21 protein-coding genes and 1 pseudogene are annotated in these 21,034 nt (G+C 44.8%); 12 read left to right on the top strand and 10 right to left on the bottom strand.

The genetic code is table 11. The features are described from left to right. Nucleotides 1–49: 49 nt before the first annotated feature. A complete protein-coding gene (locus tag B3Q46_RS16310) occupies nucleotides 50–445 on the top strand; it encodes an NUDIX hydrolase (RefSeq protein WP_286716940.1) in 396 nt (131 codons plus the stop codon). A gap of 7 nt (nucleotides 446–452) precedes the next feature. Here B3Q46_RS16310 and B3Q46_RS16305 read toward each other — a convergent pair whose 3' ends face one another. Continuing rightward, the gene (locus B3Q46_RS16305) at nucleotides 453–1,088 is read right to left on the bottom strand and encodes a ComF family protein (RefSeq protein WP_286716932.1); all 636 of its coding nucleotides are present in this window, start codon (nucleotides 1,086–1,088) and stop codon (nucleotides 453–455) included. Next, complete coding sequence (gene recG / locus B3Q46_RS16300; protein WP_286716930.1) at nucleotides 1,075–3,120, bottom strand: ATP-dependent DNA helicase RecG; 2,046 nt, start codon at nucleotides 3,118–3,120, stop codon at nucleotides 1,075–1,077. The genes B3Q46_RS16305 and recG overlap by 14 nt, the downstream gene beginning before the upstream one ends. A gap of 33 nt (nucleotides 3,121–3,153) precedes the next feature. Here recG and B3Q46_RS16295 point away from each other — a divergent pair, with 33 nt between their 5' ends. Continuing rightward, on the top strand, nucleotides 3,154–3,966 hold the full coding sequence (locus B3Q46_RS16295) for an NAD(P)H-binding protein (RefSeq protein WP_286716922.1): 813 nt from the start codon (nucleotides 3,154–3,156) through the stop codon (nucleotides 3,964–3,966). A gap of 161 nt (nucleotides 3,967–4,127) precedes the next feature. Here the strand turns inward: B3Q46_RS16295 and plsB are convergent, their stop codons facing one another. Continuing rightward, nucleotides 4,128–6,695, bottom strand: a complete 2,568-nt coding sequence (plsB, locus tag B3Q46_RS16290) for a glycerol-3-phosphate 1-O-acyltransferase PlsB (protein WP_286716921.1) — start codon at nucleotides 6,693–6,695, stop codon at nucleotides 4,128–4,130. Nucleotides 6,696–6,977: 282 nt separating this feature from the next. On the opposite strand from plsB, the gene B3Q46_RS16285 reads away from it, so the two are divergent. Together B3Q46_RS16285 and B3Q46_RS16280 are read left to right on the top strand one after the other, a co-directional pair. Then, the gene (locus B3Q46_RS16285) at nucleotides 6,978–7,850 is read left to right on the top strand and encodes an acyl-CoA thioesterase (RefSeq protein ID WP_286716918.1); all 873 of its coding nucleotides are present in this window, start codon (nucleotides 6,978–6,980) and stop codon (nucleotides 7,848–7,850) included. A 144-nt stretch (nucleotides 7,851–7,994) separates the two neighbouring features. Continuing rightward, the gene (locus B3Q46_RS16280; protein ID WP_286716916.1) at nucleotides 7,995–9,233 is read left to right on the top strand and encodes a dicarboxylate/amino acid:cation symporter; all 1,239 of its coding nucleotides are present in this window, start codon (nucleotides 7,995–7,997) and stop codon (nucleotides 9,231–9,233) included. Here B3Q46_RS16280 and B3Q46_RS16275 read toward each other — a convergent pair. The 7 genes and pseudogenes from B3Q46_RS16275 to B3Q46_RS16245 form a co-directional block, all read right to left on the bottom strand. Further along, entirely contained in the window at nucleotides 9,230–9,664 is a 435-nt protein-coding gene (locus B3Q46_RS16275; RefSeq protein WP_034169669.1) for a VOC family protein, read from the bottom strand. The two genes, B3Q46_RS16280 and B3Q46_RS16275, sit on opposite strands and share 4 nt — an antisense overlap. Before the next feature lie 97 nt (nucleotides 9,665–9,761). Continuing rightward, nucleotides 9,762–10,706: pseudogene (locus B3Q46_RS16270) on the bottom strand (metal-dependent hydrolase). A 102-nt stretch (nucleotides 10,707–10,808) separates the two neighbouring features. Further along, nucleotides 10,809–11,726 (bottom strand): ribosome biogenesis GTP-binding protein YihA/YsxC, encoded by a 918-nt coding sequence (yihA, locus tag B3Q46_RS16265; RefSeq protein WP_034169668.1) that lies wholly within the window; start codon nucleotides 11,724–11,726, stop codon nucleotides 10,809–10,811. Nucleotides 11,727–11,819: 93 nt separating this feature from the next. Beyond that, the gene (locus B3Q46_RS16260) at nucleotides 11,820–12,260 is read right to left on the bottom strand and encodes an RrF2 family transcriptional regulator (protein ID WP_034169667.1); all 441 of its coding nucleotides are present in this window, start codon (nucleotides 12,258–12,260) and stop codon (nucleotides 11,820–11,822) included. Between the two features lie 88 nt (nucleotides 12,261–12,348). Further along, nucleotides 12,349–13,557: an NO-inducible flavohemoprotein gene (gene hmpA, locus B3Q46_RS16255; protein WP_286716910.1), complete on the bottom strand. Its 1,209-nt coding sequence runs from the start codon at nucleotides 13,555–13,557 to the stop codon at nucleotides 12,349–12,351. 152 nt (nucleotides 13,558–13,709) lie between these two features. After that, nucleotides 13,710–15,227: a helicase HerA-like domain-containing protein gene (locus B3Q46_RS16250; protein WP_286716908.1), complete on the bottom strand. Its 1,518-nt coding sequence runs from the start codon at nucleotides 15,225–15,227 to the stop codon at nucleotides 13,710–13,712. A gap of 18 nt (nucleotides 15,228–15,245) precedes the next feature. After that, the gene (locus B3Q46_RS16245; RefSeq protein WP_286716907.1) at nucleotides 15,246–16,448 is read right to left on the bottom strand and encodes a PLP-dependent transferase; all 1,203 of its coding nucleotides are present in this window, start codon (nucleotides 16,446–16,448) and stop codon (nucleotides 15,246–15,248) included. Nucleotides 16,449–16,610: 162 nt separating this feature from the next. On the opposite strand from B3Q46_RS16245, the gene B3Q46_RS16240 reads away from it, so the two are divergent. The 8 genes from B3Q46_RS16240 (at nucleotide 16,611) to rplV (ending at nucleotide 21,033) form a co-directional block, all read left to right on the top strand. Beyond that, the gene (locus tag B3Q46_RS16240) at nucleotides 16,611–17,345 is read left to right on the top strand and encodes a type 1 glutamine amidotransferase (protein ID WP_286716905.1); all 735 of its coding nucleotides are present in this window, start codon (nucleotides 16,611–16,613) and stop codon (nucleotides 17,343–17,345) included. Between the two features lie 274 nt (nucleotides 17,346–17,619). Next, complete coding sequence (rpsJ, locus tag B3Q46_RS16235) at nucleotides 17,620–17,931, top strand: 30S ribosomal protein S10 (RefSeq protein WP_000070912.1); 312 nt, start codon at nucleotides 17,620–17,622, stop codon at nucleotides 17,929–17,931. Nucleotides 17,932–17,991: 60 nt separating this feature from the next. Beyond that, entirely contained in the window at nucleotides 17,992–18,630 is a 639-nt protein-coding gene (gene rplC / locus B3Q46_RS16230) for a 50S ribosomal protein L3 (RefSeq protein WP_005233737.1), read from the top strand. 11 nt (nucleotides 18,631–18,641) lie between these two features. Next, a complete protein-coding gene (gene rplD, locus B3Q46_RS16225; protein WP_004786925.1) occupies nucleotides 18,642–19,244 on the top strand; it encodes a 50S ribosomal protein L4 in 603 nt (200 codons plus the stop codon). Further along, nucleotides 19,241–19,561: a 50S ribosomal protein L23 gene (gene rplW, locus B3Q46_RS16220; protein WP_004786923.1), complete on the top strand. Its 321-nt coding sequence runs from the start codon at nucleotides 19,241–19,243 to the stop codon at nucleotides 19,559–19,561. The genes rplD and rplW overlap by 4 nt, the downstream gene beginning before the upstream one ends. Before the next feature lie 11 nt (nucleotides 19,562–19,572). Next, the gene (rplB, locus tag B3Q46_RS16215; RefSeq protein WP_005233738.1) at nucleotides 19,573–20,397 is read left to right on the top strand and encodes a 50S ribosomal protein L2; all 825 of its coding nucleotides are present in this window, start codon (nucleotides 19,573–19,575) and stop codon (nucleotides 20,395–20,397) included. 19 nt (nucleotides 20,398–20,416) lie between these two features. Next, nucleotides 20,417–20,692, top strand: coding sequence for a 30S ribosomal protein S19 (gene rpsS, locus B3Q46_RS16210; protein ID WP_004673001.1), 276 nt, complete (start codon nucleotides 20,417–20,419; stop codon nucleotides 20,690–20,692). 11 nt (nucleotides 20,693–20,703) lie between these two features. Further along, the gene (gene rplV, locus B3Q46_RS16205; RefSeq protein ID WP_001982638.1) at nucleotides 20,704–21,033 is read left to right on the top strand and encodes a 50S ribosomal protein L22; all 330 of its coding nucleotides are present in this window, start codon (nucleotides 20,704–20,706) and stop codon (nucleotides 21,031–21,033) included. Nucleotide 21,034 lies beyond the last annotated feature (1 nt).

Genomic DNA, 21,034 nt, shown 5'->3' with positions numbered 1-21,034 from the left:
TTTATGTCGAACTCAGGTTAAGTATTTCCCATTTGATCATTCCGAATTCATGAAAATTATTACCGTTGCAGCTGCCATTATTTTGAATTCTAATCAGCAGCTGCTGGTAGTTCGTAAGAAAAATACTGACTGTTTTATGCAAGTGGGTGGCAAGCTGGAACCGGATGAAGCACCTGAATGCACCATGCTACGTGAAATTAAGGAAGAGATTGGTTGTCAGGCTGAGATTCAGCAATTCATTGGGTGTTTTGAGACACAAACTGCCAACGAACCGGATCATCAACTGGTCAGTTATGTTTATCTGGTGCAATTAGATGGCGAGCCACATATTGAGGCTGAGATTGCCGAAATGAAATGGGTGGACCTGAATCAGAAAGATGTGAAACTTGCACCATTGACTACAGAAATTGTCATACCTTGGGTTAAAAAGAACTTATTGGTATAAGCCTGATTTAAAGTTTGGCTCCTGCCAGACAAGCGGCGTAAATCTGCTGGCAGCCCAGTTTTTCCAGCTGTTGACTTAAAGCTCGAATCGAGCTACCAGTCGTAACCACATCATCGATAATTAAAACCTTACGATAACGAACTTTTGAAGATGTAGTGACCCTAAATTGAGCTTCAATGTCTTCGATACGTTCCAGACGGCTTAAGCCTTTTTGTGAATGTTGCTTAAGTCGCTCAACTGGTTGCCAGACAGGAACTTGTAAATGTTTAGCTACATGCTTGGCCAGTAACAAGGATTGATTATAGCCACGTTCGACCAGCCGTTCGGTTGAAATCGGCATAGGAACCACTGCACTGACTTTAGGAAATTTTAAGGTCAGTAATGCACCTGCCAATAAAGGTTCCAGATGCAGCTTTTGTTCATATTTAAATAATTGAATCAGGCGATCCATTGGGTAGGCATAGTCACAAGCCACTTGAAACTGCATTTCCTGACGCTGAATGGTCTGATGTGCCCAAGGTAACTGTTGCCAGCAATCCTGACAGATAGAATGCAGGTTTTGATAATCTGTCTGGCACAGCTGACAAGGCTGTAAACGATTCAGCCAGAGTTTTCCCTGTTGGAGCAGCTTAAACATAGGCATAGCGTGGAGCCTCAGGTAGCCAGCGTTTTAATAATGCATCCGCCTGTTTCGGATAATCTTTTAGCATCTGCTGGGCGACATAATGGGCCTGATTCAACAAGTGATCATCACGTTCCAGCTTGGCTACACGGAAACCCATATCACCGGTCTGTTTGGTACCCAGTAATTCACCTGGACCACGTAATTCCAGATCTTTCTCGGCAATGATAAATCCATCATTGGTTTCACGCATGATGCGCAGACGTTCCTGACCATTTTGGGACAATGGATTTTTGTAAAGGAGGGCACAGAAACTGGCTTTGGCACCCCGGCCAACCCGACCACGCAGCTGATGTAGTTGTGACAGGCCGAGACGCTCGGCATTTTCAATCACCATAATGGACGCATTCGGGACATCGACTCCGACTTCAATTACGGTTGTAGCAATGAGTAGCTGCAGTTTATTGTCTTTGAATTCCTGCATGACTGCCTGTTTTTCATCAGCTTTCATCTTGCCATGTACCAGACCGATATTCAGTTCAGGAAAGCGTTCCTTAATTTCGGCAAAGGTTGCTTCTGCAGCTTGGGCATCCAGTGTTTCAGACTGTTCTACCAAGGTACATACCCAATAAGCTTGCTTACCTTCGGCACAGTTAGTCGCAATCCGTTGCAGAACCTCTTCACGCCGATCTAACGGAATAGTCACAGTCTGGATCGGGGTACGGCCCGGTGGCAGCTCATCAATAATCGAAGTATCCAGATCGCCATACGCCGACATAGCAAGCGTGCGTGGAATCGGGGTTGCGGTCATGACCAGTTGATGCGGCGACATGCCATCCAAGCCTTTATTTCTCAAGGCTAAGCGTTGATCGACCCCAAAACGATGCTGCTCATCAATAATCACTAAGCCCAGTTTGGCAAACTCGACATTTTCCTGAAACAAGGCATGTGTGCCCACCACCAGATTCGCGCTACCATCACGGATCACTTGCTCTGCTGCAGCACGCGCTTTACCTTTCTGTTTCCCGGAAAGCCAGGCGACATTTAAACCGAGTGGTTTGAACCAGCGCTTGAAGTTGAGGTAATGCTGTTCAGCCAGAATTTCAGTGGGTGCCATCAGCGCGACTTGCCAGCCTTCTTCTAGGGCATGACAGGCTGCTACGCCGGCAACCAAGGTTTTTCCTGCACCCACATCACCCTGCACCAGACGCAGCATCGGTTTATTCTGCTTCAGGTCTTTAGCAATTTCTTTGGATACACGTTTTTGCGCACCGGTCATTTCGAAAGGCAAACCAGCCAGAAGCTGTTTGGCATAGGTTTTACTCGGGGAAAATGAAGGGGCTTCAATCTGCTGAATAAAAGCACGCCGGGTCAGCAAACTAATTTGATGTGCTACCAGTTCCTCAAAAATCAGACGCTGCTGTGCCGGATGTGAGCCTTGAGTGAGTTGCAACATATTGGCGTTCAGCGGCGGATGATGAATATATTCCAATGCCTGCTTTAGACCATAACCATTGCTAAATTTTTGTGGCAACAGTTCAGGCAAATCATCGCTGTGCAGCTCTAGTGCCTGTTTAATATATTCTCGTAGCTTGGGCTGAGTCAGTCCTTCGGTTGCCGGATAGATCGAGGTGAGTTGGGTATGGGGTAGAGGTGTATGTTCAGTAATGACTTGCAGCTCTGGATGATACATTTCCAGGCCACGGGCACCGACTCGCACTTCACCAAAGACTCTTAAACGGTTACCGAGCTTGCAGCGATCGGTAATACCTTTATAAATATGATAAAAGCGCAAAGTGACTTTGCCAGAGTCATCATCCAGTAACACCGCCATGGACTTACGTTTACCGGGTGGGAAATCAACCCCTTTCACGATACCTTCCAGCAAATAGCTGCGTCCCACCGTTAATTGATTCATGGGAATGATCGTGCTACGGTCTTCATAGTCACGTGGTAGATGAAAAAGCAAATCATCAGTATTAAAGATATTTAGTTTTTCGAGTAAAGCAGCGGCGGCATTGCCAACGCCTTGTAACTGATGGACTGCAGCCATGTCCCCTCAACCAGGTTTGTGATTCGGTGTCGAATGCATATTTTATTTATTGGTTATGGTAAAACATCCGAGCGGGTAGCTAAACAATTATTTGAGCAAGGTCATCAAATTAGCACAATTAGCCAAAGCCCCAAAACAGATTCATTCGCAACTCATCTGATTCAGGATGTGCACACTTTAGATTTAAGTGCAGTCGCTCCGATAGATTGGGTCTATGTGTTACTCAGTCCCAAACAGAGTGGTGTCGAAGCCTATCAGCATACTTATCTGGATTCGGTTCAGCCAATCGTTACTGCCTTGAAATTTCATCCAGTAAAAAGAATGGTGGTGGTGTCATCAACCCGGGTTTATGGACAGAATGCGGGTGAAAGCGTGGATGATGAGACTGAAATTCATTCGAATGATGCTCAAGGTGAAATTCTGCATCAGATGGAACAGGTATATCTCGCGGCTTATCCTGAACAATGCACCATTATCCGCCCAAGTGGGATTTATGGGGCTTCTGTGGCACGTATGCAGAAAATGGCAGCATCAATGACCAGCTATCCAAATCTGCATTGGTCGAATCGGATTCATATTGAAGATTTATCACGTTTTCTAGCTCAGATGATTCACGTGGAACATCCTGATTCTTCATATATTTTGACCAATAATGAGCCACAACTTTTGCATGAAGCCCTGCAATGGTTCCAGCAGCAGATGGGCGTACCTATATTAAAAGTGGAAAGTGACAGGGTGACGGGTAAAAAGCTGTATGCCACAAGAATGGAAAAGATAGGCTTTGAGTTAGAGCATCAGGATTGTTTTCAGGATTATTTAGAGTTGATGAATAAGACTGATTTATAAATTTGGAAGTTCCTCCTCCCTCTGGGAGGAGGCTAGGAGGAGGGTTTTTTAAATTACCTCTCTCTAACCATCTCCTAAAAGGAGAGGGAATATCTATTATTTTTATTAATTCTCAAGCAAAAAAAGAGAGGCCAAAACCTCTCTTTTCCTTTACTTAAGCTTTACTTTTTCTTGCGTTTCGCACGTTTCTTGGCTTGTTCAGCCGCAACTGCATCTAATGCTTCTTTCAGCTCTTCATCGGTAAAGGACGTGATGTGATGCAGCATTTGCAGCTTCACTTCATCCAGTACCAGATCTGCATACTGCGCAACATTGGTTAGCTGCTCATCATAGACAATGGCATTGTCTTCGTTGGTACAGATATAGCCTTTTTGCGTCAAAACTTTGATAAAGCTTTGGAATAAGGCTTTATCAAAGAATTCTGGTGAGTTGAATTCATATAGTACAGAAAGGCGTTGCCCCACCAGATGACTCAGTTCTTCCACCTGACGGGTCGAAATGTTGCCTGGTCCACGCTGAGTGATTAAAGCCAGTGTCATATAGTAACGTTCCAGACTTTGGGTCACTGGAGCAGCCAGAACTTCAAGCTGGTGATGTGCTTCAGTATTTGGTGCTGGTGCTACCAGATTTTCACCATCTTCACTGATCAGGTTGGTTGCAAGTAAAGCATCAATATATGCGTCAACGTGTTGCTGAATTTCGTCTTCTTTCCATTTCAGGAACAGCTCGGCTTTCAGGAACGGATAGAGCGTACTGCTGGCATTAATCGCATCTTCACGACGAATCATGCCGTTGTGTTCTACCAGTGCTGCAATCAGGGAAGGCAGTACAAAACTATGCACGATGTTATTACGGAAATAGGTCAGCAATACAGCCTGATTATCTTCAATCGCAATAATATCGCCCAGAACATGTTTCACCCGTTTGATCAGCTTGAGCTTCATTGCATAGGCAATAATCTCTTTACCTGAAAGTGAGGTAATTTGCATACGCTCATCATAAGGTAAAGCCACCAGCAGATTACGGTAGGTATCCAGCTGCTTGATACAGATTTCTTCGTCCAGGGTATGTTTTGGTGTTGCCAATAAAATAAGTGACAGCAGAGAAACTGGATTCACCACGACTGCACGGTTGATATTTTCTAGAATGGCTTGAGCGGAACTGTTGACTGCGTCGGATACCGGCTGCGGAATCGGATCATCATTCTTTTCAATTTTGATATGTTCTGCACCGTGCTGTTTCAGGATGTCATCCAGAAATACTGGTTCACCGAAATTCAGATGGACCTTGCCAAAAATACGTTCAATTTTGCGCAAGGTTTTCAGGATACCGAAAATAGATTCTGCTTCTTTCGGCTTGCCGTTCATCTCACCGACATAAGTACCACCTTCCATCAGGCGTTCATAGCCGATATAAGTCGGAACAAAGACAATTGGCTTGGCCTTGCCACGTAAATGACCATGTATGGTCATCGCCAGCATGCCGGTTTTTGGTGGCAGCAGACGACCAGTACGTGAACGGCCACCTTCGATAAAGTATTCCAGTGGAGTATTACGCGACAGCACGCTATACAGATACTCTTTAAATACAGTGGTATAAAGTGCATTACCGCGGAAGGTACGACGGATAAAGAAAGCACCACCACCCCGTAAGATCTGGCCCACAAATGGCATGTTCAGGTTATCGCCTGCCGCAATATAAGGCACCATTAGGCCACGGCGATAGATTATGTAAGACAATAACAAATAGTCGATATGACTGCGGTGACATGGCGTATAGACAATTTCATAATCTTTGGCCAGTTCACGCACGGTACTGAAATTATGCACTTCAACACCGTCATAGAGCTGGGTCCATAAACGGGTCAGGGCTTTATCGGCGAAACGCACGGTAGAATGAGAATAGTCCGATACAATTTCATTCAGATAGCCAATCGCACGACGTTCTGCTTCCAGCATACTGATTTTGCTACGGATACTTTCGTTACGAATAGCCGCCTGTACATCCGGAGATTTAATCAGGCCATGCATCACATTACGGCGATCTGACAGGTCAGGGCCGAGAATCACTTCACGCTGTGCATCTAGATAATCATTTAGTCGGCTAACAATATAGGTCGCTGGCGCTGAATTTGGATAGGTTTCTTTGGCAAAGTCCATGAGGGCGCGTAAAGATTGCGGCTCATGAAACTCCAGATAAGACTGGCGGCCATGCAGACCGATATTCACCAGCTGTTTGACTCGGCTTGGTGTTGACCAGGTATCGGTAAATAAAAGCTTGAACCAGGAATCTTCTTTTTCAGGATCACGACCCCAGAGCACAGTGACCGGTACTAGTTCCACGTCTAGTTCAGGATTTTTTTCGAGTACTTCAATCAGACGTAACAGACGTGGTGGAAAGGCATGTGGTGGTGAGCTAAGCAGATTATTCTCATCATGGTACTGCAGGAACAGCACTGAAGCCTTTTCCTTGCTGTCACCAATCTGTAGAGGATCGAGCGCAGGTGGCATATTTAAACGGCGAGTTTCTGCATCAACTACCAGCGCATTACTGCGTGAATGATTCTGCAAGATATAGCAGACAATTTTCTGCTGCGCTGCCGGAATCTGGTCAGCAGTAGGAGTTGTCACTTCACTTGGTACTTCCCCAAGAACATGCGGGGTGACCACAAGATCAAGTAGCTTACTTGAAAGCTTGCGATACATTTGACCAAAGCCACTCTTGGACATAGTTACTCCTAATTTTACTGACCAAAACTACAGAATTTCTGAGGGAATTTATTTTGATTGATTATAAAAACAAACAATATGTCATTTTCTGACAAATTCAATCGAAGTGGTTCAATTTTAGCGCGAAAGCAGATGTTTTTCCTAGTAAGTTGCAAGAGCAGTTGACAGAACAGTCAATCAATCTTTAGAAGATTGCTTGGATTTTATGGCAGAATATTCAGAATAAATTGTATAGATTTATTTCTACACTTCTGGATCTTGCCAATATCACACAGGTTGCTTATGAATGCCTTAACACAGGAACTGGTCGAGCTGCTCAGTTTAGAAAAGTTAGAAGAAAATATTTTCCGGGGAATTAGCCGTAATCTGGTAGGCAAGCGCGTATTTGGTGGGCAGGTCTTGGGACAGGCCCTACGTGCTGCGTCTTATACTACAGATCGTTCTGCGCATTCATTGCATGCCTATTTCCTGTTTGGTGGCGATGTCAACGCACCGATCATTTATGAAGTAGACCGTATCCGTGATGGCAAAAGCTTTGTCAGCCGTCAGGTTCGCGCCATTCAGCATGGTCGTACCATTTTCATGTGTATGGTTTCTTTTGCGCATCAGGAAGAAGGGCTGAACTATCAGATTTCAGAACCTGAATATCCACCGGCAGAAAGTCTAAAAAATGAAGCAGAGTTAACCCGACAGATTATCGAATTTATTCCGGAAAATGTGCGTGCGTCTTTCATGCGCGACCGTCATGTCGAAATTCGCCCTGTAATGCCAGTGAATCCATTCCAGCCGCAACCGGAAGCGCCGAATTATGCGCACTATATCCGTACTCATGGAAAGATTGCTACAGAAGTGGATGAAATTTCCCTACATCAAGCGATTGCTGCTTTCTATTCAGACTTTACCTTAATGACCACGGCGCTACGTCCGCATGGTTTGAGTTATCTTTCGCCAAGCTTGCAATGTGCCAGTATTGACCATGCCATGTATTTCCATAAACCGTTCCGGGTAGATGAATGGATGTTATACGACATGGATGCTACTCAAAGTGCCAGTTCGCGTGGTCTGAACTTTGGCCGCATGTGGCAAAATGGTGAGCTGGTCTGCAGTACCACACAAGAAGGCCTGATCCGTTTACGTGAAATTGAAACCCAGTAAAGCGGACTTTTAATCTAAATAAAGCCGGATCCCAGATCCGGCTTTATGTTTTTTTAAGCACGGCTCTTTATAAAAAAATTACTCGATTCTCCAGCATTTGCATGGCATAGTGCCCTTAAGATCAATATTAAAAATGCATGTAAAATGAGCTTAAATACGCAGATTTTAATTGCCGCCGTATTGGGGGTACTGTTTGGATTTTTACTGACTTTATTTCCGCAAAGCACATTTTTTGATGTCGGCCTGTACGGGATTGGAATTGCCAGCAGCCTTTTTATTGGCCTGCTGAAAATGATTTTGATTCCTCTGATTTTTACTTCAATCGTGGTTGGTGTGTCTAATCTGCAGGCGGGGGGGCAGCTGAGTCGAACTTGGAAAATTACTTTGCTGTGTTGTGTGACCACCACCTCATTGGCACTGATTCTTGGCCTCACTTGTGCACATCTGTTTGATGTAGGGAGAGGTGTGGATGTGGTGATGTTTCAGGATGCCATGGCTCAGCATCAAACGCCTGATACCTTAACGCCGTCGTCTTTCTTTACTAATTTTATTCAGAATACCCTAATCAATCCCTTTAAGGCCTTTGCTGATGGCAATGTCCTAGCCGTTGTAATTTTTGCTCTATTTATCGGTGTGGCTCTGGTCGCAGGTGGAGACAGCTTCCGTACTGTGCGTAAGCTCAGTCACCAGTTTTTTGACATCATGATGTTGATGATTGGCTGGATCATGAAACTGGCACCGATTGGGATTTTTGCATTACTCGCCAAGTTGATTGCCACTGAAGATATTTCAGTACTGAGCCGTCTGGCCGAGTTTGCGGCAGTCGTGACAGGTACCACAATTTTTCATGGGATAGTGGTGTTGCCGTTATTGCTATGGATCTTCGGAAAAATGAATCCACTGACCTTTTTTAAAGGCACCCGTAGTGCATTAATTACCGCCTTTGCCACCAGTTCCAGTTCGGCAACCATGCCGATTTCTTTAAAGTGCGCGCAGGAAAATCTAGGGGTACGTCCGCAAACAGCCGGTTTTGTGATTCCACTTGGCACGCAGCTGAATATGGATGGAACAGCACTTTATGAAGCAGCCGCAGCTTTGTTTATTGCCAATCTGATGGGGCTGGATCTAACCTTAGGTCAGCAGCTGGTGGTTTGTGCCACGGCAATGATTGCGTCCCTAGGTGCACCGGGCATTCCAAGCGCCGGCATGGTCACCATGATCATGGTGCTGCAATCGGTGGGGCTGCCTGCTGAAGCGATTGCGATTTTACTTCCGATTGACCGTCTGCTGGATACCGTACGTACTGTGGTCAATGTACAGGGCGATATGATGATTAGTGTGGTGGTAGATCGACATACCCGCGAGCCTGAAGTGCCAGTTTAATCTTTATCTAATTCAGCTTTATCCAAGTCTGGATTCCAGACAATTTCCCAGAGATGACCATTGGGATCCTGAAAATAACCTGCATATCCGCCATAAAATGTGGTGTGTGCAGGTTTAATAATTTTAGCACCGGCACGTTCTGCCTGTGCCATTGCTTGATCGACTTCTAAGGGACCATAGACATTATGCCCCAGAGTCATTTGAGTCGGACAGATTGGGCTTGGCTCCAGACCGGTATCTTGCTGGATACTACGCTGTGGCCATAAGGCAAGCTTAAGACCAGGTTGTAATTGAATAAAAGCCACCGCGCCATATTCAAACTCTTCACCCATAATGCCTTCACTGGGAAAACCCAGTCCGTCACGGTAAAAGTGTAGTGAAGCTTCCAGATCGAGCACACCGAGGGTAATCACAGAAATCCGTGCTTGCATAATTCCCTCCTGATTATGATTGTTATATTTCTATCTTAGGACAAATAAAAAGCAGGGAAGAGATCCCTGCTGTTAGAAATTGTAATAACAGGCAAGCTTAAGCGACTTTGAGAGTAGCACGTTTGGCTGCCTGTGAATGGTTGAGATAATGCAGCGCATCATCGGTACTGCCTTCATGCACCGGATCATACCAGGGCATTAAGTAGCCGAGCTGTTGGGATACTAACCACAGCGGATTAGGTAGCAGGCGGTTATCAAACTGAGAAATACGCAACCATTCTTTCCAGATCCAGGGTTTATACACGGCAGGTTTTAGTGGTTTAAAGCGTGGATCCTGTGCCATTAAATGTGCTGCACCATCCACCCAAAGGCCAATTACACCAATAATGACCACCATACTTAGATAATAACGGGCAATATAGCCGCCGCGTAGGTGACGATATAAATCAAAAGCCACACTACGATGCTCAATTTCTTCAGCACCATGCCATTTCACCAGATCCAGCATATTCGGATCAGCACCCAGACGTTCCCATTCAGTATTCTAGAGTGCATATTTACCCAAGACATAGGTCATATGTTCTATCGTTGCAATGATACCGAGACGAAACAGATCCCATTGGTGTTCTAAGATTTTAGGAATTTTGAGACCGAATGGCTGATCGGCGAGCAGCTTGTTAAATAGGAAATGCATGATGTCCAGATTGCGCTGGATATCAATCTGACGTTCAGATAAATATTCTTTATTGGCCGAATTATGTGCCTGGGCATGCATGGCTTCCTGACGAATAAACGCCTGCACATCATGCTTTAATTTTTCGTCAGTAATCTGAGGGAGGACTTTGTTATATAAACGGCAGAACCAAAGTTCACCCGCGGGTAGAATATTGTTAATTTCATTGACGAAGTAACTGGCAAAGGGTTGATCAGGAATCCAGTTGACTGGAGTGTCTTGCCATTCAAAGCTGACTTTGCGAGGCTGGATAAAATAGGAAATGGAAGAGCCAATTCTTGTTGTTTTGAAGCGCGAAAGTAAAGACATGGTGTGAATCCATCACTGCTTGATCAAGACAGTATGAAAAAAATATCCCGAATTGCAGCAGGCAATACGGGACATCCTTTTATCCGATGAAACACATTCGGCTTATTTGTGTGGATCCTGTTCGACAATCTCAGTTGGATCGACTTCCACAGGCGCGTCCAGATCATTCAGTTCACTGGCACTGACTTCATGAGCGCTGTTGGTTTCATCTTCATCTTCTAATAATTCAATTGGTTCATCAGCTTCGTTTAAATCATGCATTGAAGCTTCAGGAATGCTGTCCAGATCAAATTCAGGTGCTTGATTCAAAGTGAAGTTCAAACGGCCGCCCATCACACTGGCCAATTCTTCCAAACCTTGCTTGTTTAGAGAAGAGAACAGTTGAATCGAGAAATCCAGCTTCATCTTTTTTAGTTTGGCTTTCACTTCTTGTAGCGCTTTCGAAGCGGGGCCACGGTTCAGCTTGTCGGCTTTGGTCAACAGGACATGTACGAATAATTTACGTGAATACGCCCATTCCAGCATCATCACATCAAAGTGTTGTAGCGGATGACGGATATCCATTAGCAGCACTAAACCTTGCAGGCTCTTACGGTGAATCAGATAGTTTTCCAGTTCTTTCTGCCAGACAATTTTCATGGCTTCTGGAACCGCTGCATAGCCATAACCCGGTAAATCGACCAGACGCTGATCCGGATTGCCAAGGCTAAAGAAGTTGATCATCTGGGTACGGCCTGGTTTTTTGGACGCACGGGCCAACTGTTTCTGATTGGTCAGGGCATTGATGGCGCTCGATTTACCTGCATTAGAGCGGCCAGCAAAAGCCACTTCATAACCGGTATCTTCTACACACAAGCTCAGCTTGGGTGCACTCATCAGGAACTCAGCTTTGCGTAACCAGTTGAGGGCTTGTACCGAATATTCAGTAATGGCTGGATCGACCTTTTTTTCATAGCTGATCTTTTGCTTTGGGGCATTTGATGCCTTACTGTTTTTCGACTTTCCTCTGCTGTGATGCATGACTCAACTTCAATGACTAATTATACAAGAAGCTATTATAAAGGAAGTCGGGCGGGCAAGCGAACTTTAGAATTGTTCAATAGAATAAAGGTATTAGAGATTGATCAGACTAATCGGTGACTGGATACTAAAATGTTCCTTAGTCGGTTCAACGACATCACCCAGAATATATTGATCCAGACTGGTATAGAACTGCTCCACAGCCTGATCCAGAATGCCTTTTAATCCGCAATTGGTACGTAATATACAAGGTGGATCATTGCATTCTACAATCTGGTTATCACGTTGTAGAATACGCACAATCTGTCCTAGCTGAACTTTCAGGGCAGCTGGATTAAGACGGATTCCACCCCCTTTACCACGAGAAGTAATGAGCCAGTCCTGTTTTGCCATAAAGTAGACGATTTTCATGGCATGGTTCTGTGAAATCTGTAAGCGCTCCGCCAACTCGGCAATCGTATAAGGCAGATCACGGGGTTGTGCAACATACATCAGTATGCGCAGCGCATAGTCAGTAAATTTATTCAGTTGCATGATAATACTGATGTTTTTGACGAAAAAATTAGGGTTAGTCTAGCATACCAGACTAACCCTCTGTTTTTATTTTAAGCTGAAGAAGCAGTTAGTGGTGTACACCACCTGTGCTAAAGGCTTCGCTATGAATGTTCTCGGCAGGGATTCCGCGAGCGACGAGTGCTTTTTGCTGTTCAGCCATAAATGGCATTGGGCCACAGAGATAGTAGTCTGCATTGGCTGGTAATAATGCGCTATCTACAGTGCTTAAGTCCAGTCGACCGGCAACATCATAATCCTCGCCCAGTTTATCGCTTGGGTGCGGGAATTCATAAGCAGTCATTGTGCTTAAACGTGGGTATTTGGCTTTCAGGTCATGAATATGCTGTTTCATTGCATGTACCTGTTTGCTACGGCAGGCATGAATGAAAGTCACCGGCTGCGGCATATCCAGAGTCACCAGCTGGTTCAGCATGGCTACCATTGGAGTCAAGCCTACACCACCACTAATGAACACATTACGTTTGTTCGGATCGATCAGGTAGAAGTTACCTGTCGGTGCAGAGACTTCAATTTCCGAACCTTCTGGCAGGCTGTGTAGGGTATTGGATACCCAGCCTGGTACCATGTCGCCTTTCTGGTCTTCACGTTTTACCGAAATACGAAGGTAATCCGCTTGTGGGCAAGTCGACAGGGTGTATTGGCGTGGCTGTTTTAGGTTCAGCTCAGGCACAAACACACGTACTGAAATGTATTGGCCGGCTTCATATTTCGGTAATGGACCGCCGTCAACTGGAGCCAGGTAGAAGGAAGTGATTTCATCACTTTCCACGACTTTCTTGGCAATCTTGAAGTTGCGCCAGCCTAACCAGCTACCTTTAGTCTGTTCATGCTGATCATAGATCGCTTTTTCAGTTGCAATAAACAGATCCGCCAGTTGACCGTACGCTGCAGCCCAAGCATCAATCAATGGATCATCCATAGAAATGTTCAATACTTCACTGATCGAATGTAAAAGGTTTTCCCCAACAATACCGTAGTCCGGTGCCTTAATATTTAAGCTCACGTGCTTGTGTGCGATCAGCTCAACCACAGGTAACAGCACAGATGGATCTTCGATATTTTCAGCATAAGCCAGAACCGCACCTGCCAAGGCTTGTGCTTGAGCTCCACTGCGTTGATGTCCCATGTTAAAGGTTTCTTTCAAATCAGGATTATTGCCTAGCATGCGGTTATAGAAATAACCGGTCAGGGCAACCCCATTTTCACGAAGTACAGGAACAGTGGCTTTTACAAGGTCAATTTGCTGTGGAGTCATAGCTGATCTCTCATGGCTGTTATTTATAAGATGTATTTAAAATACATCTTATAAAATGCTTTTACAATATAGGAAATGCATAAAACCATAAAAAAATTATGGGATATAAAAATATCCCATAAAAATGATGTTTTCGATCGGAGAAAGGAGGGTTATTTACGCCCGAAGAGGGAACCTAATAGACCACGCACAATTTTCTGTCCGGTACTACCACCAAGACTACGTGCTGCACTTTTAGCAAAGGTACCCACAATATCCTGAGCAAGTTTTTCACGTTGCTTAGCTGTACGTTCAGCTTCTTTTTGCTGTTCACGTGCCAAACGTTCCTGTTCCTTGGCTTGCTGCTTGGCAAGTTCCGCGGCTTGAGCCTGCTGCTGACGTTCCAGTACTTTTTGCTGTAGCATCTCATGCGCACTGTCACGGCCAACTTCCTGCTCATAAATACCAGCCACGATGCTTTGTTGCATCAGTGCCTTACGTTCTTCTGGTGTAATCGGGCTAAAAGAGGAATGTGGGGGCATGATCCAGCCACGTTCAACAATCTGCGGAGTCCCTTTTTCATCCAGACAGCTAATCAGCGCTTCACCCATAGCAAGTTCAGTAATCGCTTCCTGCGCTTTAGATTCTGGATTGGCACGGAAGGTATCTGTCGCCGTTTTGACTGCCTTCTGGTCTTTAGGCGTAAAAGCGCGTAAAGCATGCTGAATGCGGTTGCCGAGTTGCCCTAATACGCTTTCAGGTAAGTCGAATGGATTCTGGGTGACAAAGTAAATCCCGACACCTTTGGAGCGGATCAGGCGCACCACCTGTTCAATCTTGTCCTGCAGGGCAGGGCTAGCATTATCAAAGAGTAGGTGGGCTTCATCAAAGAAGAACACCAGTTTCGGTTTGTCCAGATCACCCACTTCTGGTAACTGTTCAAATAACTCTGACAGCATCCATAACAGGAAAGTGGCGTACAACTTCGGTGTGTTCATCAGCTTGTCGGCAGCCAGCAGATTGATATTGCCGCGGCCTTGGCTATCCGTTTGCAGGAAATCCATCAGGTCTAGTGCTGGCTCACCAAAGAATTGATCCCCACCCTGATCAGCAAGCGCGAGCAGGTTGCGTTGAATCGCACCGAGACTGGCAGGCGAAAGGTTGCCATATTCTGCTTTAAAGTCCGCAGCCTGTTCGCTGACATAGCTCAGCATGGCTTTCAGGTCTTTAAAGTCAATGAGTAATAATCCCTGATCATCGGCAATCCGAAAGACGGCAGACAGTACGCCTTCCTGGGTATCATTCAGATTTAGGATGCGGGCAAGCAAGAGTGGCCCAATTTCAGAAATCGTAGTGCGGATCGGATGGCCCTGTTCGCCAAACAGATCCCAGAATACGACCGGCGAAGATTTAAAAGGAATTGAGTCAATATTCAGGCTTTTAATGCGTTCATCAAACTTAGGATTACTTTCCCCCGGCTTGGCCAGGCTGGAAACATCTCCCTTAGCATCGGCAAGGAACACGGGTACACCAATGTGGGAAAAGCTTTCTGCCAAAACTTTCAAAGTTACCGTTTTGCCAGTTCCGGTCGCGCCGGCAATCAACCCGTGACGATTGGCAAGCTGTGAGTACAGTACAATATCTTGCGTGGTATCACTGGTTTTTTTAGCAATAATGATTGGTGTGTCCATAAATTTTCCTATTGTTATTTATTCATTTTTAAGTTTTTTCATTTCTTGTAGTGCATGCTGAATATCTTCAATCAGATCTTCGGGATGTTCCAGACCAATACAGAAACGAACCAGAAAACCTTCTTTCAAATGTGAATGTTCAAGCACACGCATTTCTTTTAAGTTATATAGCATGACCAGACTGACAGGACCACCCCAGCTAAAGCCAAGCTTAAACAGTTGTAAGCTGTCACAGAAATTGCGAATATCTTGCAGCTTGTAGTTATTGTCAAAAATCACGCTGACTAGTCCGGCACTGTGTCCTTGCTTGCAAATTTCTTTCCAGTATTCATGACCTGCGTTGTCAGCATTAGCCGGATGTAAGACCTGGATAAATTCTGATTGCTGTTTGAGCCAGTCTAATAAAGTTAAGCAGCTTTGTGATTGATGTTCATATCGGAGTTGCATCGAAGCCAGACTACGTTGTATCTGAGCGACATCATCACCTGATACTGAAATACCCTGAATGGCATGCGTACGGAACAATTTATGGTGCAGTTCTTTATCGCGGGTCACTACTGAACCCATCAGGATATCACCGCCACCACTTGGATATTTAGTCAGGGCATGCACTGTCATATCGATACTTAAATGATCGTCACCAAAATCAAATGCATTAAAGGCAAGGCCTGCACCCCAGGTATTATCCAGCGCAGTGAGGATGTTGTTCGCTTGGGCCTTCTTGACCAAGCGACTCAAATCGGGAAATTCTAAAGTCACGGAACCTGCTGCTTCCAGCCAAAGTAGTTTGGCTTTTTCCGAGGGCTGAAAAGTATCCGCATCTATCGCATTATAAACTTTGACCTGAATGCCATAGCGGGTTTCCAGATTGCGTAAATGTTCCATGTTTGGACCATAGATATTATCCGCAACCCACACTTCATCGCCCTGGCTTAAAAAACAAGAATTCACGAGATTAATCGCGGATAAACCACTCGGTGCCAGCAAACAATATTGACCACCTTCGATCTGGGCAATGCTATCGCCTAAGGTAAATGTCGTCGGTGTACCGTGCGTGCCATAACTATAGTCATAGTCATCAGTCCAATGGCGATTAAATAGGGCATCGGTGTTGTTAAAGATAATGGTGGATGCACGAAACAAGGGAGGTTGAATACTAGAAATGTATTGCGGGGCCTTTCGTGGTGCATGAATCAGCGCTGTTTGAGGATTTTTTTTCACGTGAATGCTCTTAAATGTAATCAAATATTGCTTTAGCTTAAGAGAATCTCATTATTGCTGCTAGTTATGTTGTGAAATGTTGAAAAAACTGACATTGCTAAAAAGTTGGCTTCATTTTTGCAAAACCTAAAATCAGAGAGCTACAACAAAAGGTTTAGGCGCATGAAGTCGCAGTTAAAAGTACATTATTTTCAGCATATTGCTAGCGAGGGTTTTGGTAGTTGTATTGATTTTTTAAAGCAGCATCAGGCGCAAATTACTGCGACTGAATTCTTTGCTTTACCCGTCGATCGTCCACTGGATATTGAAGCTTTGCCATCAGTCGATGAAGTTGATTTACTGATCATCATGGGCGGTACCATGAGCGTCAATGATGAAGCAAATTATCCATGGCTCAAGATCGAAAAACGCTGGTTACGCCGTTATCTTTCTCAAGGCAAGCCGGCAATTGGTCTATGTTTAGGTGGGCAGTTGATTGCCAATGCCTTGGGTGCGGCCGTCAGCCGTAACCAGGAGCAGGAGCTAGGCTGGACCACGGTACGCAAAGTCGCACATGTACCAGAAGATTGTTTTGTTTTACCTGAACAGTTTGAAATCATGCAATGGCATAGTGAAACTTTTGAACTGCCTAAAGGAGCGATTCATCTGGCAGAAAATGAAGCCTGTCGTAATCAGATGTATCAACTCGGCAAGAATGTCTTGGGTTTCCAGTTTCATCCGGAAATTACCCCGGAAACTTTGAAGCTGTTTTTGGAAAATGAAGAAGAAATTTCACAATTTTCTGGAAAATATGTACAGGACATTCAACAACTGAAAAGAACAACCAAAAATAATTTTATTCAAGGAAATCAAATATTAAACCAAGCCATTCAATATGTTCTGGAAAAAACGGCCTAGTGGGCAAAAAATAAACAATTGATTTCCCGAATAAATTGAAATACAGCAAGAAAAACCGTAAAAGGGATTTGCTTATGCAATAAACAATGGCTATAATAAGCGACCCTTCGATAGGAAGGGGGTTAACTGCGAAAAAAGTAGTTAACTATCGTTACAGTCGTGGCATCGATCACGACCTTAGTGATATTTCACTGCTCTTGACACTTGCCTTAAAATAGTGGGGTGAGATGCGTCAAGAGTGATTCTTTATATATTTGGCTTGGAGTTAACTGGTATGTCTAACCAGAGAATTCGTATCCGTCTTAAGTCTTTTGATCACCGTCTTATTGATCAATCAGCTCAAGAAATCGTAGAAACAGCAAAACGTACTGGCGCACAAGTTTGTGGTCCAATTCCAATGCCTACACGCATTGAACGTTTTAACGTTTTAACATCACCACACGTTAACAAAGATGCGCGTGACCAATACGAGATCCGCACTTACAAACGTTTGATCGACATCGTTCAGCCTACAGACAAAACTGTAGATGCATTGATGAAGTTAGATCTTGCAGCTGGTGTTGATGTTCAGATCGCATTGGGTTAAGGCTTTCGGGTTAATTAACGCTCTAAGTTAATTAGGCCGCTTTTTTAGAGGTTTATGCACATGGCTATTGGTTTAGTCGGTCGCAAGTGCGGTATGACACGTATCTTTACAGATGCTGGTGTTTCTGTGCCTGTTACAGTGATTGAGGTTGATCCTAACCGCATCACTCAAATCAAAACGCTTGAAACTGATGGTTATCAAGCGATTCAAATCACTACTGGTGAACGTCGCGAATCTCGCGTAACTAACGCTCAGAAAGGTCACTTCGCGAAAGCTGGTGTTGCTGCTGGTCGTCTGGTTCAAGAATTCCGCGTTTCAGAAGCTGAGCTTGAAGGTCGTGAAGTTGGCGCTACTATTGGTGTAGATCTGTTCACAGTTGGTCAAATCGTTGATGTAACTGGTCAGTCTAAAGGTAAAGGTTTCCAAGGTGGTGTTAAGCGTTGGAACTTCCGTACTCAAGACGCTACTCACGGTAACTCTGTTTCTCACCGTGTTCTAGGTTCTACAGGTCAAAACCAGACTCCTGGTCGCGTGTTCAAAGGCAAAAAAATGGCTGGCCATTTAGGTGCTGAACGCGTAACTGTACAGGGTCTTGAAATTGTATCTATCGACGCAGAACGTTCAGTTCTAGTAGTTAAAGGTGCGATTCCTGGCGCTACTGGTGGCGACGTAACTGTTCGTCCTACGATCAAGGCCTGAGGGGAAATAACGTGAATTTAAATACTGTTTCCGGCTCTGCTGTTGAATTATCAGAAGTTGCGTTCGGTCGTGAATTTAATGAAGCTCTTGTACACCAAGTTGTTACAGCTTACTTAGCTGGTGGTCGTCAAGGTTCTAAAGCTCAGAAATCACGTGCAGACGTTTCTGGCGGTGGTAAAAAACCATTCCGTCAAAAAGGTACTGGCCGCGCTCGTGCTGGTTCTATTCGTAGCCCAATCTGGGTTGGCGGTGGTAAAACTTTTGCTGCTCGTCCACAAGACTGGTCTCAAAAAGTAAACCGTAAAATGTACCGCGGTGCTATGCAATGCATCCTGGCTGAACTTGTTCGTCAAGATCGCTTAGTTCTAGTTGAAGAGTTTGCTGTTGCAGCTCCAAAAACTAAAGAATTGCTTGCAAAACTTAACGACTTGAATGCTACTCGTGCATTGATCGTTACTGATGCTGTTGATGAGAACTTGTATCTAGCTGCTCGTAACCTTCCACACGTTGATGTGGTTGATGCGACTGCAATCGATCCTGTTAGCTTGATCGCGTTCGATAAAGTTGTTATGTCTGTAGCTGCTGCTAAGAAAATTGAGGTAGAACTCGGATGAACAACGAACGTTTATATCAAGTCCTGCAAGGACCTGTTTTCTCAGAAAAAGCACAAGTTTTAGGTGAAACTGCTGGTGTTCAAGTATTCAAAGTTGCACTTGATGCAAACAAACTTGAAATCAAAAAAGCAGTTGAACAATTGTTTGGTGTAGAAGTTGTTAAAGTTAACACTACGATCACTAAAGGTAAAACTAAACGCTTTGGTAAAACATTAGGACGTCGTTCTGATGTTAAAAAAGCATACGTCACCCTGAAAGCTGGCCAAGATGTTGAAATGGCTGACTTGGGCGATGCCGCTGAAAGCGCAGCGGAATAAGGACGAAAACTATGCCTATTCAAAAATGTAAGCCAACGTCTCCAGGACGTCGCTTTGTAGAGAAAGTGGTTCATGATCACCTTCACAAAGGCGCGCCTTATGCTCCACTAGTTGAAGCTAAAAAACGTACTGGCGGCCGTAATAACAACGGTCACATTACGACTCGTCACGTTGGTGGCGGTCACAAACAACACTACCGTTTAATCGACTTCAAACGTAACAAAGACGGCATTCCAGCTGTAGTTGAGCGTATTGAATACGATCCAAACCGTACTGCGCACATTGCGTTGTTGAAGTATGCTGACGGTGAACGTCGCTACATCATCGCGCCTAAAGGTTTACGCGCTGGTGATTCAGTTCAATCTGGTAACGATGCTCCAATCCGTCCAGGTAACTGCTTGCCACTTCGCAACATGCCTATCGGTTCTACTCTTCACAACATCGAACTTAAAATCGGTAAAGGCGCGCAGTTAGCTCGTTCAGCTGGTACTTCTGTTCAGTTGTTGGGTCGTGACGGTTCTTACGCTATCGTTCGTCTTCGTTCAGGCGAGATGCGTAAAATTCATGTTGAATGCCGCGCTGTGTTAGGTGAAGTATCTAACTCAGAAAGCAACCTTCGCTCACTAGGTAAAGCTGGTGCATCACGCTGGCGTGGTGTTCGTCCTACCGTTCGTGGTATGGCGATGAACCCAGTTGATCACCCACACGGTGGTGGTGAAGGGCGTAACAAAGGTATTCAACCTGTAAGCCCATGGGGTCAAAAAGCTAAAGGGTACAAAACACGTACCAATAAGCGTACGACTAAGATGATTATTCGCGACCGTCGCGTTAAGTAACAAGTAAAGGAATCTGACAATGCCTCGTTCTCTGAAAAAAGGCCCATTCGTCGATGCGCACTTGTTCGCTAAGGTTGAAGCGGCTATCGCGGCTAATAACCGTAAGCCGATCAAAACTTGGTCGCGTCGTTCGATGATCCTCCCGGATTTTGTTGGTTTAACAATTTCTGTACACAATGGCCGTAACCATGTTCCAGTGATCATCTCTGAACATATGGTTGGACACAAGCTTGGTGAATTTGCACCGACTCGTACCTACCGTGGTCACGGTGTTGACAAGAAATCTAAACGTTAATAGGTGCTATGATGGAAGTAACTGCTAAATTACGCGGTGCCGCTATCTCGGCACAAAAAGCTCGTTTGGTTGCAGATCTTATCCGCGGCAAATCTGTTGCGCATGCTCTTAACATCTTAAACTTCAGCAACAAAAAAGCTGCAGTATTGGTTAAGAAAGCGTTGGAATCTGCAATTGCAAACGCTGAACATAATAACAGTTTAGATGTAGACGACCTTAAAGTTTCTACGATCTACGTTGATGAAGGCATGAGCCTGAAACGTATTATGCCACGTGCTAAAGGCCGTGCAGATCGTATTACTAAGCGTACTTGTCACATCACCGTTAAGGTAGGGGTTTGAT

The sequence above is a fragment of the Acinetobacter sp. UBA2581 genome (genome assembly GCF_002339435.1).
Taxonomy (GTDB): Bacteria; Pseudomonadota; Gammaproteobacteria; order Pseudomonadales; family Moraxellaceae; genus Acinetobacter; species Acinetobacter variabilis.
The sequence above is the reverse complement of the archived record's forward strand: the minus strand, read 5'-3'. Positions and strand labels throughout refer to the sequence as shown.